Below are 13,660 nucleotides of genomic sequence, written 5' to 3' on the forward strand. Positions count from 1 at the left end.
GATCGGCAGCGCCACCGACCGCGCCCAGGCCCTGACGGCCCATCCGGCTCGTGCGGCGGGCCGCGCGGCCGCCGGCGCCGAGCAGGCGCCACGCCGTGTAGGAGGAGATCATGCCGCTGGAGGTCATGCCGGCGACGCCACCGCCGCCCGCGGCGTGGAAGCCCTCCAGCGCGCCGCGCATCTTCCACGCCACCACCAGCGTGACGATGTTGAAGAACCCGGACATGAAGTAGCCGTACGTGCCCATCGAGGCGTTGATGATCGAGGTGACGATCGCGACCGCGCCGATCGTCAGCGTGATCAGCACGCTCTGCAGCAGCACCGTCAGGATGCCGTGCAGCCACTGCATCCCGGCGCGTCGGGGCGCGCCGGGAATGACCCACAGGGCGAGGAAGAACGGGCCGACCAGCACCAGCAGCAGCAGGCCGACCGCGGCCATCAGCCCGAACATGGTCAGCCCGAGCAGGAACAGCGCCATCGGGATCGACACGGCGAAGAAGACCAGCACGACCCCGAGGCGGCCGCCGATCATGCCGCGGATCCAGCGGTCGTTCCCGCCCCACGGCTCATACCGCTCGTCGTCCTGGATCTCGGTGTAGTTCTCAACCAGGTCCTTCTCGAGCTTTGCCCGGTTCTCGTCGTCGAGGAGGACGCCGGCGTTGCTGGTGCCGTAGTTCGGGTCCTCCTTCGCGCAGGTGTCCAGGTGGCGGAACTGCGCCACACACCAGGGCGTGTTCACCCACGCATCCCACAACGAGGTGGTGAGCCTCCGCGAGGCGTTGAGCGCGGTCTGGTCCCCGCAGGTTCCCGTGGCGCCGCACTGCGGGTTGCCGGCCATGTCGCTGCCGTTGCTGACCCCCAGCGCGTTCTGCTGCTCGGGGGTGGTCGCGGCCGCGTAGGTCTTCATCACCAGCTGCCCGACCGCGCCGCGGGCACCGTCGGCGAGGCTGATGAACGTCCCCGGCGCCAGCGCGAACGCGACGGCCAGGATCGCGCCGGCGGCGACCCACGCGACCTCGTTGATGATCGACTCGCCGCCGTCGCGGCGGTACCGCGCGTAGGCGCTGAACCCGGCGATCACCAGCGTGATGCCCAGCAGCGGGATCATCAGGTTGTTGGAGATGTCCTGCACGGCCGTGTCGATCTTCGCCGCGTTGTCGTCATACAGATCCAGCCCGAGCATCCACTGCATGGCGATCAGCGCACCCCGCACGATCGAGGCGCCCAGGAAGAACAGCGCGTCCTCGAGCGCGGCCACGCCGGCGTCGAACGTGCCGGCGATCCCATCATTGTTGGAGTCCGGCGCGTAGAGGAACGCGTAGTTGCCGGTGTCGTACCGCTCGAACGGAGTCGCCTCGCTCGAGCCGGCCTGGTACGGGCCGATGAACAGGTCATCCGCGTGCGCCAGCGACGCCGCGCCCATCTGGTACATGGCGCTCACCCATGCCAGCAGCAACAGCCGGCGCTTGCGGCGCAGCACCCACGCCAGCGCGCGAGCTGACAGGTCACCGACGTGACTCCTGGCGCGAGATTGGCGCGACGCTGGGGCGCGTAAAGCGGAGCGGACCATGAAAAATCAGTCCCCGAGCGAGACTGACTCGTCGAGAGGCGTGAGGCCAGGACCGGCGCAGGCGCCGGCGATGGGGTCGGCTGGATCCGTCGAGCTTGTATGAAGGTCGGTGACGCTCCACTTCCCGTCTTCATCGTTGACGGTCACGATGATCGAGTTGTCTGTGTCGTTCTCCGAGGTGAACTGGACCGAGGGATCAACGACGTACAGGTACAGGTCACCGGGAGCGACAGGGGCATTCCGCTTGCGTGTGTCGCAGGTGCCCAGCACCTTCAGGGTCACGGGCGTCTGCTTGAAGTCGTTGTTCGACTCGCACCACCCCTCTTTGCCGAATCGCTTCGCGAGCGATTCGGTGCCGACGGCACAGATTTCCTTCGACTTCTTGTGCAGGAAGGTGACGGCGGCCCAATCTGCCAGCTCGCGGCCGTCCGAGCGCGGCGGCAGCGCCTTCTCGCCGCCCCCTCCCCCACTGCCACTGCTGGATCCTTGAGTGTCGCTGCCGCAGGCGGACAGCAGCATGACTAGTGCGCTGGCCGCGATGACGTGTGCTGGTGTCTTGCTCATCCGGCGAGGTCCTCTCGGTCGGTGTCGCGCTTGGCGGTGGTGTCGAGTGCTTCGGCGATCTCGGCGGCGAGGCGGTCGAAGTAGACCGGCGCGATCCGGTTCTGGCGGTCGCGGGCGATGCATTCGCCTTTGGCGAGGCGTTGTTGCCCGGCGATGAACTGCGGGTCGGCCTCGCGCCCGAGCAGGCGGGCTTGTGCTTCGGCTTCTTCGGGACGCTGGACGTGGAACGCCAGCACGCAGCTGAGCTGGTCGGCCAGCCCGTCGATCCCTTCGAGCTCGAGGCAGGCCTGGGTGTCGAGGATCTGCGAGGTGTCCAGGGCGCGGCCCATGAGCGCGACCTCTTTGACCATGCTTTTGCCGACGTCATACGCGGTGATGCGGTGCAGCTCGGGCAGCGCGACGACCTTGGGGATGCCTTTGACGCGGTTGGCCATATAGGTGGCGTAGATGAACGTGGCGCGCAGCAGCGTCATGGTGAGCCGGTTGGAGGGCGTCCATTCATCGCGGTGCGCGTCCCGGTTGGGCAGGAACTCCCCGGGGAAGCGCATGTACACCAGGCCCGGCTCGGTGGGCAGCGCGTGCCGCTGCGCGGCGGGGCGGCCGGCGACGGGCCGGAACGCGGGGTCGGTGCTGAGGTCGCGCAGCTCGCTGCCGAGGGCCTGCGCGGCGGGGTCGGTGCTGTGCCGCAGCACCTCGATGACCTGGTAGGTCGAGCGGTCCGCCGCCTCGGGGTAGTCGGCGACGGTCTGCACGGCGCGGCGGATCAGCGGCTCGGAGGCATCGGCGAGGCTACGGCGCAGCGCCATCAGCAGCAGGTCGATGACGGCCTGCTCGGCGCTCATCCCGGACTTCGCCCCGACGGGCATGTACCCGAACGGGCACATCGAGCCGCTGGTGACCGCGTCGGCCTCCAGCGCGAGCGTGGGGATGTCGAACATCCTCGCGACCTCGACGCAGCCAGGCAGGTCGCCTTTCATGTCCAGCAGGAACACCCACGCGCCGTAGCGGGCCTCGGCGATCGCGGTCAGCATCAGCGCCGTGCTCTTCCCGGACCCGGTCTGCCCCAGGAACGCCGACGTGACGGGCTGGCCCAGCTGCGCTGAGTCGGTGAACCGCGCCCGGTACGGGCCGGGCGTGGAGCCGATGTTCTGCCCCAGCAGCGGCCCGGAGTCCTCCCCGACCGCCGACCCGCCGTGAAACCACGAACCCACGAGCGTGCCCAGGGGCCGGAACTGCGCGAAGTCGCCCACGCGCAGCCGGTCGCCGAGGACGGTGGAGCGCCACAGCTCGCCCTGCAGGTTCTCCGCCGGCCACAGCTCGATCCGCCGGGCGGAGTAGGCGTCCAGGGTCTGCTGGGTGCGCCGCTCCAGCGCCTCGAGGGTGTCGGCCTCGAGGAGCCAGATGGGGTTGTCCTCGACCATCGAGACCGAGCCGTCGCTGAGCTCCGCCTGGCGCTGCATGAGCGCCTCGCGGGCCTCCAGGATCGCCTCGGGGGGTTCTTCGGCGACACCGTGCGCGGCCTCGCGGCCCTGTTCTTTCAGCAGCTTCAGCGCGTTGCTGATCCGCCGGTGGGCGCGGGCGGCGCTGAGGCTGCGGCCGCGGATGGACACCTCCAGGGGGTAGCTGGTGGCGTCGGGGTCGTCCTCGACGCTGACCAGGTCGCGCAGCCACTCCCCGCCGGGCAGCGTCATGCTCGAGGCGGGGAAGCCGGTGACGGTGCTGGTCAGGGCGCGCAGGAACCGCACCCCGTCGTCGGTCTGGATCCGCAGGTGGTCCGGGTGCACGTGTACCTCCCCCGAGCGCAGCCGCGCCAGCTGCCCCGCGCCGGCCAGCGGCCCGTCGGGCAGCCAGGCGACGGTGCGGCGCAGGTCGCGGCGCAGCGCCCACGCCAGCTCGGTGACCGTGGACGGGTACGCGGCGAAGCTGGTCGCGGCCATGCGGGCGTGCCACTTCGCCGCGAGCGGGGCGAGCTCGTCCAGGCGCGCGGCCGCGTCCCGGGTGGTGTCCGAGGACGCCAGCACCCGCGAGCTGACCGAGCGGCGCGCGGCCGGGTCATCTAGGCGCACCCCGAGCAGCACCTGGCGCCGCGGCAGGTTGAGGCGGTCCAGGCGGGTGGCCTGCACCCGCAGGTACTCCTCCGCGCCGGGTGGGATTCCGTGGGCCCATTTCGCGGCCTCGCGGGCGTAGTGCTCGGCGCCGCTGTAGCGGCTCCACTGCACCTTGATGTGCCACTCGACGTCCTTGGGCAGCACCTGGCGCAGGTCCGCGGCGCCTTCGGCGGTGAGGCTGCGCAGCCGCTCGGCGCCGAGCTCGTCGGTGCTGCGGGTGGGCAGGGTGCACCACGCCCACCCTCCCCCCGGCCCGGTGCTCAGGCCACGGGTGAGCGCGCTCGGGGTGCTCAGCGGGCCGCCGTCGCGGCGGGCGGAGCGGAACAGGCTCATCATGCCGCCGCACCCCGCGGTTCGAGGACACTCGGCGGTTCGAGGACACTCCGTGGTTCGAGGATGAGGAACTCCGCGGTGAGGACCTCACCGGGATCGGGCCGGGCGGTCTCGGCATTGAGGATGCGGTGGCGGTGCCGCTGGGTGCGGAACGCGGCCGCGTCCAGGAGCCCGGCGAGCCCGACCCGGCCGCTGTGGTCGCGGCGCACGCACCGCCCGATCAGCAGCAGCGGCGGCAGCGCCCACACAAACAGCCACGGCGCCGGCAGGACCGGCACGCCCAGCAGCCACATCAGCGCCACCCACGGGGCGAGGATGAGCGCGCCGACCTTCAGGCTGCTGCGCGGGACGCCTTCGCCGAGGTCGATGTTCAGCAGCCGGTACTGCCGCGACTCGATCCGCACGTGCGCGGTGTCCGTGGGCATCGGGTAGCTCATGCGGTCAGGCCGTCCGCGATGTCCTTGATGATGCTCAGCGCGGTGTCGGGGAAGAACACGAAGATCGCGACCACGACGGCGACCACGACCTCACCGACCATCTTGCCCCAGTCGCTTTTGGTCCAGTGGTTGAAGATCCGCACCACCAGCACGATCAGGAACGCCACCCCGAGCACGCCCAGGATGACCGACTTCAAACCTTCCAGGGTGATGCTCGCTGCCATAGTGTCCATCGCTGCTGTCTCCTTCTTTACTTGTCCGGTCGGGTCGGCTCGAGCACGCCGATGTGCTCCAGCTGCGGTGCGGATGAGCCGGCGCCGCGCAGACGCAGCCCGTACGTCTGGGTCACGGTGGCGGTGGTGCCGGCGAGGGTCCACTCGACGTCCGCGGCGAGGGTCCGCGACGCGTCCTCCTTGCCCGCGGTGGCGACCCGCACGTTGCTGACCCCGGCGACGCTGAACGCGCCGTCCAGGCCGGCGAGGTCGGCGCCGGGCGCGGCGACGTACTGCAGGTCCCCGGCGGCGTAGGCCTGCAGGATCTTCGTCGCCGGCCCGAGCAGCACCTCGTTCTCGGCCGCGTCCGACTCCACCGTGACCGGCACGGGAGTTGGTGCGTCACCGCTGAACACCGGGCCCGGAGCGGTCACCAGCACCGCGCTGCCCGAGCGCATCACCGGCACCAGCAGGCGCAGCCAGTACGCCGGGCCCGCGCTGTACCCGGCGGGGACCTGCGGGCTGAACGCCGCCGACCCGCCCTTCTGCGGCGCAGCCGGCGCGGGGGGCTTGGTCCCGGTGCCGGCGGGGGTGAACGTGCGGACCCGGACCTGCACGGCCAGCACCGCGGCGTCGGACCCGACGCGGGCGGTGTCCTGCACGGTCGCGGAGTCGGCGAGCAGCACCGCGTCCCCGCCCCAGGAGCCGACGTCGGCGGCCTCGCTGAACGCCCCCGGGTACAGCCAGTGCTCCAGCGCCGCGGCCCGCTGCCCGGCCGCGGTCGTGCCGCCGGAGGACAGGTAGTCCAGGGCGAACCCGGTCGCGGTCGCGCCGGCGGCCTGCAGGCTCACCGGCGCGGTGTCCTCCCGTGCCGGGGTGTCGTCGGCGAGCACGTTGCGCACCGGCTTCACGACGAGCTGGATGAACCCGGCCAGCAGCAGCACCCCGACCGCGATGCGCTTGGCCCACGTCCACCAGCCCGCGCCGCGGCGCGCCCGGCGCCCGTCCTCGAACCCCTCATGCAGGCTCGCCGGGCGGGTCTGCTGCTCGGCCACGGCCCACGGATCCTCCGCGGCCGGCGGCGGCGCGGGCGGGCCCTCGGCCGCCAGCAGCTTCTTCCAGGCGCTCACCAGTCATCCTCCACATACGCGCAGTCCTCGAGCGGGTGCTGCCTACTTCCTACCGGTCGTTTCTGACAAGAAGTGAACCGGTATAAGAACTTGTGACCTCCTGCGACTGGGGCATTTGCCCAAGTCAGGGCCCTATTCGGAATAGTAGGCAGGAATACGACCGTAAGTAAAGGGATTGCGCTAACGGGTAGTCCGGTTCTAGGCTGTGCCGAGAACTCCAACCAGATGGGTGGGTCTGAGAAGATGAACCGCATGAGTCGTCTCGCGGTCACCGGCTTCCAAGCAGACGTCCTGCAGCGGCTCCGCCTCGAGCGCGGCATGACCCAGGAAGACCTCGCCATCCAGCTCGGCGTGAGCACCACATCCATCAGCAGCTGGGAGCACGGACGCTCCGTCCCCGACCCCGCGAACTACGCCCGCCTGCGTGCGACGTTCGGCGGCGACGATGCGTTGCTGCGCGAGGTCGACGAGCTGCGCGGGCTGGCCCAGCACCGCGCCCGCGCCGGCCTGAGCCAGCGCCAGGCCGCCGAGCAGACCGGCCTCACCCTCGCCGTGATCCAGCTCGTCGAACGCGGCGTGCGCCTGCCCACCGACAGCGAGCGGGCCGCCCTCGCCGCCGCCTACGGCATCACCGAGGACGAGGTCGCGCGGCTGAGCGAGAACCTGCACGCGCACCGCAAGGGAACCGCCCGATGATCGAGGTCCAGGCGCGGATCTTCGATCCCACCAGCGCCTCCATCGACGGGTACACCGTCACCCTGCGCCCCGAGGACCCCACCGTCTACAGCGCGATCCTGCGCCACGCCCGCACCCGGGCCCGCGAGGAGCAGCAACGCATCCAGCTGATCGCGCACGACCTCACCCGCGGCCAGCACGACACCCTGCACATCGACCCCGACGGCACCATCCAGCAGCACCCCGCCGCCGCAGCAGCTCCAGCGGCCGCCGCCAGTCCGCCGCCGGCACCGGGCGCCCCGCCGCCCGCGCAGACGCACTCGCCCGTGAGCGTCCCGCCGCTGCATGACTTCGTGCGGCCCGTCACGCCCGCGCCGGCGCGGGGCTGGCGCAAGCTCGTGCACACCCTCACCCGCGGCACCATCAACCCCGGCCCCTCCCCCGACGAGCAACGCCACCGCGACCTCCTCGACGCCGTGCGCACCCGCGCCACGCGGGCCGAAGTCATCGCGACCATCTGCCTCAAAGGCGGCATCGGCAAGACCAGCACCACCGCCGGCGTCGGGCTCACCCTCGCCCGCCACCGCGGCGACCGCATCATCGCCCTCGACGCCAACCCCGACGCCGGCGACCTGTACGAACGGACCTGCCCCGGCACTCCCCCAGCCACCCTCACCGACCTCGCCGCCCGAGCCGGCGACGTGGCGAGCATGACCGACCTCGCCCGCTACGCCGGCATCGCCGACCGGCTCTCCGTCATCGCCGGCGACCAAGAACCCACCATCAGCGAATCGCTATCCGCCGACGACTTCGTCACCGCCCTACGGGCCGTGCAGCACTACTACAACGTCGTCATGGTCGACTGCGGCACCGGCGTCACCCACCCGTCCATGGTCGGCATCCTCAGCAACGCCCGGCACGTCATCATCGCCGGCGGCTACGCCGTTTCCGGCGCCCGCCGCGCCGAAAGCACCCTGCGCTGGCTCGCCGCCAACGGCTACCAGCACCTCGCCCGCACCGCCGTCGTCGTGCTCACCCAGACCACCGCCGTCAGCAACATCGTCGACACCGCCGCCATCGAGAACACCCTCGCCCAGCTGTCGGCCACCGTCATCCGCGTCCCCCACGACCAAGCCGTCGCCGACGGCACCACCATCAGCCTCGACCGGCTCCAGTCCGCGACCACCGACTCCTACCTACAGATCGCCGCCAGCATCGCCCGCAACTTCCAGTAGGAACCGGGCTACGAGGACAACGGCCCGACCATGTCCCACCGACGCTAAACCGGAGGAAGAAGTGCAACATGTGTGATCAAACCGGCGTGCCTCGACCGCGATAGCGATATCGCTCCCTAGGGTGAATCCCATGGCCACCAGCCGCGACTACGTGCCGCCCACGAGGGCGTTCCAACTCAGGCTGACCGAATCCCAGCATCAGCAGCTCAAGAAGGCTGCCGCAGACGCGGGTATGACAGTCCAGGCGTACCTCGAGAAGACTGTCTTCGGTGAAGTGCGTCCGCGGGCCCAACAGGGGCCGCGACCTCACACGCGCAAGCAAGAGGAGTTGCCGTTGACCGGCTAAAAGACGCCTACAAGCGCCGAGGCTGAGCGGTGTCCACTCCCCTGCCTCGCAGAGCCCGCGCTTTCGTTGGATCCCTGTGCAACTTGCGCCGGGAAAGACGAAAGCCACCCGCCTAAATCCGCCAAGATTCCGGGTGGCTCTGTCGCAAATAACGCTCAAACGTCTGCGTCGAGGATAGCACCTCGACGCGGATTGGGAACAACTTTGCCGCGCAACCTCTCGTTGCGGCGCGTCGCCCTACCCTCAGGCCGCCGCGGCATCGCCCTCTCGCCCCGTCGCCACTCCCCCGGCGCAGACTCCACTCCCGCTCACCGCCTCTGGCGGCGATGCGGCGTACCCGGAGTCACCACATGGCGACCACCACCGAGACCCCCACTCACCTCCTCACGCCGCGCCGGATCGACCAGCTCGTCATCGAGCACTACGACCCGGCCGGCTACCCCGGCTATCCCGCCGAGCTCATCGCTGAATACGAGGCCAGCTGCGCCCAGGTCGAGGAGCTCGCGACCACGGGAGGCCGGCTCACCGACGCCGGCCTCACCATCGTGGAACAGCCTGAGCACCCCCAGCTCAGCGCCCACCTGGCGCGGGTAACCGCGCTGGATGAGCGCATGCGCGCTCTCGAGGGCCAGATCACGCGGCAGCTGACCCAGCGGCGCGAGCATCTCGATCAGCTCTACCGCGCGCTACCGCCCGTCGCGGCCGAGCGCCAGCAGCCCCACACCGCGCGCTACCTCGGCGCGCAGCAATGGCTGCTGCACGTCAGCGCCGCGTGCGCCGACGTCCGCCGCAATGACCAGCGCGCCAACATCCTCGCTGTCGCCGCCGCCCTCGCCGCGCACGCCCGCTCCGACGGCATCTTCCTTGCCGGCGTGGTCGAGGTCCAGGCCGCGGCCGGCATCGCGCACTCCACCTGGACCCGCGCCTACACCTGGCTCGCCCGCCGCGGCCTCGCCGCCACCCTGCACCCGGCCAGGCCGCTCACCCTGCTCGAGCGGGCGCTGGCCGTAGGCACCGAGAAGCACGCTCACGTGCGCCGCTGGAGAGCCGTCATCCAGTTGCAGCATGCATCCGCACGGGTCTGCCGACCGGCGAAATGGGTTCCCCCCAGCCGAAGGCTGGGGACCGCTCTTCCCCTCTGTAAGGAGAATGGTTCTACAGACCTACGGCCTGTGGACAACGGCGCTTCGCGCCGAACGGCCGCTCCTTCGTCGCGGCCAACAACCACGAGGAGGACTCGCCGGCGGTGGCGGCAGTTCGACGCCGCCACCAGCGTGCTCTGGAAACGGCTCCAGCTGCTCGCTGAGCGCCAAACCCGCACCTACCTGGGAAATCACCCCGACGTCCGGGCTCTTGGATCGCAGATTGACGCTCAGCGAGCCGCGATCATCGGCTGCCTGATGCGCTGTTCTCCCCTACGCGTCATGCCGCACCTCGCGAGGTTTGCGGCAGCCGACATCGAGCCCGCCTCATTGATCGCCGCAATCGAAGCCGCCGAATACCGCGCCGGCCGCGACCCCGCACGCCGCACTTGGAACGCCGACCGGCGGCTCATTGCTGCGCTCACCGCAGTCCAGTTGGACGACGTGCTGATTCCTGCCAGAGAGCAGGAACAACGCACACGCATGGGAACAGCTAACGCTGATTCCAGAGGGCGTCACGCGAACGAAGGATCGCGATGACGGACTTCTCGAGGTGTTGCGCACTAACACCATCGTCGCAACAACACGTGGCGAGCTGCAGTTCGCTTCTATCCAGCGCTTCCCGCATCCATTGACGTGCGCGACGCGGTGGCCCGCCGACCTGCATCGAGTGCACTCTCTCCAAAATCCAGTCCGGATCGCCCAGCGCCGCATCAATCGCGCGTTCGGCAAGCCCGTTGAGGTCGGTCCCCACTCGGTAGTCCTGGAGACGGGCTTTCAGCGTCCTCGCGTGGGCAACGCCCACGTAAGCGACCTCAAGATCGTCATTGCGAACCACGTACACGCCCGGTGAAGCAGGGGCGAGGTGAGCTTGCGACCGGAAAGTTCCCCATCGCGACCAGCCGTCGGGGTGGGTAGCGAGGACCTCAGCCCAGGCCTTATCGAATGCCATGGCGGGCACGATAGAGCAACCTGACGGTCGCCGGCACGGCGATAACGCACGCATTAATGCCGGACGTGAAGCACGCATTACAGCAAGAGGGGCGGCGTCGCCGTATTGCGAAGTAGTAGGACCGTAAGTAATCGTGTCACTGTCCGGCGCAGTAACGCAGGTAGTGGGGTACGCGGTAATAACGCGCAGTGCGGCGTGGCAACATCGAGTGACGTACTTGCTGCCGCAGGATGGCTCTTATGGCACCCCCTGATGCGCTCACTCGTGTACTCACCGTCGCCAACGGCAAGGGCGGGGTGGGAAAAAGCACCACGGCATGCAACCTCGCCGGCTTAGCGGCGCTTGCGGGATGGCGAGTTCTGCTCATAGATTTCGACCCGCAGGGCAATGACGGTCACATTCTTGGATACCGATGGGCGGGGCAGTCCGATGACGGTCGACACCTGGTCAACGCCATCATCAATGCGTCGCCCATCGAGCCGCCCCTGAAAGCGGTCCGCAACAACCTCGACGTCGTACCCGGAGGAGAGGCGCTCGACGAGCTGGAAGACCTCCTCGCCGGTCGGCTCAAGCGTGGACAAGTCATCCATCGCTTATTCGCCGAGGCCCTCGCGCCCATTAGCGATGACTACGACCTCATCGTCATCGACACCCCGCCAACCCGACCACTATTACTGCGGCTCGCACTAGCGGCAACCCGTTGGATTGTCGTCCCGACCAGGCCTGGCCGTACCAGCATCGAGGGGCTACGAGCATTGGCGGGGGAGATGTCCGCCGTACGCGACATCAACCCGAATCTCGAGCTACTCGGCGTCGTGCTCTACGACGTGGAGACGACCGCCACCGTCATCCGTCGCAACGCGCGCGAAGACATCGAGACCGTCCTCGGCGGTGCCGCACAACCGTTTACGCATGTCGTGCGACATGCCCTCGCGCCGGTCTGCGAATCCGAAGAAAAGGGTCTGCTCATACACGAGATCGCCGAGCGAGTAGACAACGCCGAGCCGTACTGGAAGGCACTCCAAGACGGCCGCAAGCCCGACAGAGTCCCCGGCTCCGCGCCCGCCCTCGCCGAAGATTTCGTACTTCTCACCCAAGAGATCCTCACCAGCATCGATGCTCGCGAACAAGAACTGGAGACCGCACGATGAGCGACCGCGCACCTCTCAGCGCCGTCACCGGACTCTCGCGCACCGCCGCACTGCCGCCCCCGCCAGTAAGACGACCCGCAGCCCCATCGAAACCGGTCAATACACCAGCCCGGACGGACCCCAGGGATCAGCCACACGTAGTTCCAGTCAGGCCGGACGCCAGCCCCTCTCGCCGCAACAGTGCCAGCGCTAAACGCCCCACCGCTCAGACGACCACGCTGTCACTGCCCGTCGACCTCATCGAGGCCCTCCGAGCCCGAGCTCGAGCCGAACGCATCGGTCAGACTGAGGTGCTACTCGATGCCATCACGGCCGCGCAAGACAAGCTCCCCGACCTCGTGCAGCAAAGCGACGCTCGCCCGATCCAAGACGGCCTGTTCCTACGGATCAAGGCACCTAGTGCGCACGCGCCGAGCGCGACACTGACCCTGCGACTTCTCGGACCCAACCGGGACGCCATCGACGACCTCGTTAAGAAGTACGAGGCTCCCTCCCGTTCTGCACTCTGCGCCGCGGCGCTGCGTTACTACCTGCTTTAGGACACAACTCCGATAGTGAGCAGAGCGGGGCTTAGGACACACAACCGTGTGCGGCGTCTGACCCATGGTCAGTGGCTTGAGGTACTGAACCGGCGGCACCCAGCGACCGTCAGGGTACGGGGGATACCGGGTATGGCCGCCGGGCGCCTCGACGCAGGCTACTACGCCGGAATGCGCCAGGCATGGCCTTTCCTTTTAGGTCTACCGCGGTAGTTCGCTTGCCGGATGTGATGCGTAAACGGCACATTCAGCCACTTCGAGCGGTGGGGCGACACGAAGCAGTCTTACGGACAGGTGCGTGGTGGTTCCTCACCGCTCATTCCTATCCCCGAGCCGCAAGTAGTACCATAATCTCGTACCAGTCGATTAAGTAGTGAGGGGTGATCGCTATGTCGATCAGTGCCAGCGAGGCCCGCAAGACACTGTTCCCGCTCATCGAGCGCGTCAACAACGACCGCGAGGCGGTCGAGATCGTCTCCCGCAAGGGCAACGCTGTGCTGATGCCGGCCGACGAGTATGCGGCCTGGCAGGAGACCGCCTACCTGTTCCGCTCGCCAGCCAACGCCCGCCGGCTGCTCGACGCCTACGAGCGTGCCACCGCGGGCAAGACGCAGGTCCACGAGCTCGACCGCGCCGACGACCCCGTCGAGGACGCCTGAGTGCGGCTGGTCTGGGACGAGTCCGCGTGGGAGGACTACAAGCACTGGCAGACGGCCGACCGCCGGATCCTCAAGCGGATCAACGCCCTTATCGACGCCTGCCTCCGCGAGCCGTTCTCCGGCATCGGCAAGCCCGAGCAGCTCAAGTACGGGGCGCGGGGGTCATGGTCGCGGCGCATCACCGACGAACACCGGCTCGTCTACCTCGTCGACGACGAAGACCTGGTGATTCTTCAGTCGCGCTACCACTACTGATCCCAATAGCGTCAGATGCCTTTGTCGACGACGTCACTGACCGGTCCAGACGGGCGCAGAAGGGGGATACCTCTCCAGCGGTGAACGGCGCACCCTTGCCCTCGCCGCATCGCTGGCCAGCCCCAGCATGACCGTGGCGTTGCACGATGCGCTGCCGGGGCTCGACCGCCGCAACGCCGACCTCGTGCTGGCCGCCGTGGCGCACGCGGCAGGGACCCACGAGCACCGAGACGTCATCGCTGGGGGAGCGCTGGGCAACGATGACGGCTCCTTGCCGAGCCTGCACCCGTGGCCGGCCACGGGTACAGGAAACGCCGGATAAGCGACGCTGACCTCGGCTCGGTGATGGCGC

16 protein-coding genes are annotated in these 13,660 nt (G+C 69.0%); 9 read left to right on the forward strand and 7 right to left on the reverse strand.

Translation table 11 applies throughout. From position 1 onward, the window contains the following. From F8A92_RS14440 to F8A92_RS14465, 6 genes are all read right to left on the reverse strand, one after another. A partial coding sequence (locus F8A92_RS14440) for a hypothetical protein (RefSeq protein ID WP_228389471.1) occupies positions 1-1,480 on the reverse strand: 1,480 nt, incomplete at its 3' end. A 96-nt stretch (positions 1,481-1,576) separates the two neighbouring features. Beyond that, positions 1,577-2,134, reverse strand: coding sequence for a hypothetical protein (locus F8A92_RS14445; protein ID WP_153505874.1), 558 nt, complete (start codon positions 2,132-2,134; stop codon positions 1,577-1,579). Further along, positions 2,131-4,578: an ATP-binding protein gene (locus F8A92_RS14450; protein WP_153505875.1), complete on the reverse strand. Its 2,448-nt coding sequence runs from the start codon at positions 4,576-4,578 to the stop codon at positions 2,131-2,133. Before F8A92_RS14450 ends, F8A92_RS14445 begins: the two co-directional genes overlap by 4 nt. After that, positions 4,575-5,000 (reverse strand): hypothetical protein, encoded by a 426-nt coding sequence (locus F8A92_RS14455; RefSeq protein ID WP_153505876.1) that lies wholly within the window; start codon positions 4,998-5,000, stop codon positions 4,575-4,577. Before F8A92_RS14455 ends, F8A92_RS14450 begins: the two co-directional genes overlap by 4 nt. Before the next feature lie 8 nt (positions 5,001-5,008). Then, complete coding sequence (locus F8A92_RS14460) at positions 5,009-5,245, reverse strand: TcpD family membrane protein (protein ID WP_153505877.1); 237 nt, start codon at positions 5,243-5,245, stop codon at positions 5,009-5,011. 17 nt (positions 5,246-5,262) lie between these two features. Further along, a complete protein-coding gene (locus tag F8A92_RS14465) occupies positions 5,263-6,354 on the reverse strand; it encodes a conjugal transfer protein (RefSeq protein WP_153505878.1) in 1,092 nt (363 codons plus the stop codon). A 252-nt stretch (positions 6,355-6,606) separates the two neighbouring features. Between F8A92_RS14465 and F8A92_RS14470 the strand changes: the two genes are divergently transcribed. The 4 genes from F8A92_RS14470 (at position 6,607) to F8A92_RS14485 (ending at position 10,292) form a co-directional block, all read left to right on the forward strand. Next, positions 6,607-7,050: a helix-turn-helix domain-containing protein gene (locus F8A92_RS14470; protein ID WP_194291508.1), complete on the forward strand. Its 444-nt coding sequence runs from the start codon at positions 6,607-6,609 to the stop codon at positions 7,048-7,050. Then, complete coding sequence (locus F8A92_RS14475; protein ID WP_153505880.1) at positions 7,047-8,264, forward strand: MinD/ParA family ATP-binding protein; 1,218 nt, start codon at positions 7,047-7,049, stop codon at positions 8,262-8,264. The genes F8A92_RS14470 and F8A92_RS14475 overlap by 4 nt, the downstream gene beginning before the upstream one ends. A 130-nt stretch (positions 8,265-8,394) precedes the next feature. Beyond that, entirely contained in the window at positions 8,395-8,610 is a 216-nt protein-coding gene (locus F8A92_RS14480) for a plasmid mobilization protein (RefSeq protein WP_153505881.1), read from the forward strand. A gap of 350 nt (positions 8,611-8,960) precedes the next feature. Beyond that, positions 8,961-10,292 (forward strand): hypothetical protein, encoded by a 1,332-nt coding sequence (locus F8A92_RS14485; protein ID WP_153505882.1) that lies wholly within the window; start codon positions 8,961-8,963, stop codon positions 10,290-10,292. Here F8A92_RS14485 and F8A92_RS14490 read toward each other — a convergent pair. Continuing rightward, positions 10,246-10,704 carry a GIY-YIG nuclease family protein gene (locus tag F8A92_RS14490; RefSeq protein WP_153505883.1) on the reverse strand — a complete coding sequence of 153 codons (459 nt, stop codon included), beginning with the start codon at positions 10,702-10,704 and terminating at the stop codon, positions 10,246-10,248. The two genes, F8A92_RS14485 and F8A92_RS14490, sit on opposite strands and share 47 nt — an antisense overlap. Before the next feature lie 239 nt (positions 10,705-10,943). Here F8A92_RS14490 and F8A92_RS14495 point away from each other — a divergent pair, with 239 nt between their 5' ends. From F8A92_RS14495 to F8A92_RS14515, 5 genes are all read left to right on the forward strand, one after another. After that, positions 10,944-11,855: a ParA family protein gene (locus tag F8A92_RS14495; protein WP_228389472.1), complete on the forward strand. Its 912-nt coding sequence runs from the start codon at positions 10,944-10,946 to the stop codon at positions 11,853-11,855. A gap of 290 nt (positions 11,856-12,145) precedes the next feature. Further along, positions 12,146-12,394, forward strand: coding sequence for a ribbon-helix-helix domain-containing protein (locus F8A92_RS14500; protein WP_153505885.1), 249 nt, complete (start codon positions 12,146-12,148; stop codon positions 12,392-12,394). Between the two features lie 389 nt (positions 12,395-12,783). Beyond that, entirely contained in the window at positions 12,784-13,053 is a 270-nt protein-coding gene (locus F8A92_RS14505; RefSeq protein ID WP_153505886.1) for a type II toxin-antitoxin system Phd/YefM family antitoxin, read from the forward strand. Next, the gene (locus F8A92_RS14510) at positions 13,054-13,308 is read left to right on the forward strand and encodes a Txe/YoeB family addiction module toxin (protein WP_153505887.1); all 255 of its coding nucleotides are present in this window, start codon (positions 13,054-13,056) and stop codon (positions 13,306-13,308) included. A gap of 133 nt (positions 13,309-13,441) precedes the next feature. After that, positions 13,442-13,630, forward strand: a complete 189-nt coding sequence (locus F8A92_RS14515; protein WP_153505888.1) for a hypothetical protein — start codon at positions 13,442-13,444, stop codon at positions 13,628-13,630. Positions 13,631-13,660: the final 30 nt, after the last annotated feature.

The organism is Cumulibacter manganitolerans, from assembly GCF_009602465.1.
In the GTDB taxonomy this organism is placed as follows: domain Bacteria; phylum Actinomycetota; class Actinomycetes; order Mycobacteriales; family Antricoccaceae; genus Cumulibacter; species Cumulibacter manganitolerans.

Excerpts from the sequence above, each read along its gene's own strand:
- F8A92_RS14490 (WP_153505883.1), bottom strand. The coding sequence starts at position 10,704 with ATGGCATTCGATAAGGCCTGGGCTGAGGTCCTCGCTACCCACCCCGAC.
- F8A92_RS14460 (WP_153505877.1), bottom strand. The coding sequence starts at position 5,245 with ATGGACACTATGGCAGCGAGCATCACCCTGGAAGGTTTGAAGTCGGTC.
- F8A92_RS14475 (WP_153505880.1), top strand. The coding sequence starts at position 7,047 with ATGATCGAGGTCCAGGCGCGGATCTTCGATCCCACCAGCGCCTCCATC.
- F8A92_RS14505 (WP_153505886.1), top strand. The coding sequence starts at position 12,784 with ATGTCGATCAGTGCCAGCGAGGCCCGCAAGACACTGTTCCCGCTCATC.
- F8A92_RS14445 (WP_153505874.1), bottom strand. The coding sequence starts at position 2,134 with ATGAGCAAGACACCAGCACACGTCATCGCGGCCAGCGCACTAGTCATG.
- F8A92_RS14485 (WP_153505882.1), top strand. The coding sequence starts at position 8,961 with ATGGCGACCACCACCGAGACCCCCACTCACCTCCTCACGCCGCGCCGG.
- F8A92_RS14455 (WP_153505876.1), bottom strand. The coding sequence starts at position 5,000 with ATGCCCACGGACACCGCGCACGTGCGGATCGAGTCGCGGCAGTACCGG.
- F8A92_RS14450 (WP_153505875.1), bottom strand. The coding sequence starts at position 4,578 with ATGATGAGCCTGTTCCGCTCCGCCCGCCGCGACGGCGGCCCGCTGAGC.
- F8A92_RS14495 (WP_228389472.1), top strand. The coding sequence starts at position 10,944 with ATGGCACCCCCTGATGCGCTCACTCGTGTACTCACCGTCGCCAACGGC.
- F8A92_RS14470 (WP_194291508.1), top strand. The coding sequence starts at position 6,607 with ATGAGTCGTCTCGCGGTCACCGGCTTCCAAGCAGACGTCCTGCAGCGG.
- F8A92_RS14480 (WP_153505881.1), top strand. The coding sequence starts at position 8,395 with ATGGCCACCAGCCGCGACTACGTGCCGCCCACGAGGGCGTTCCAACTC.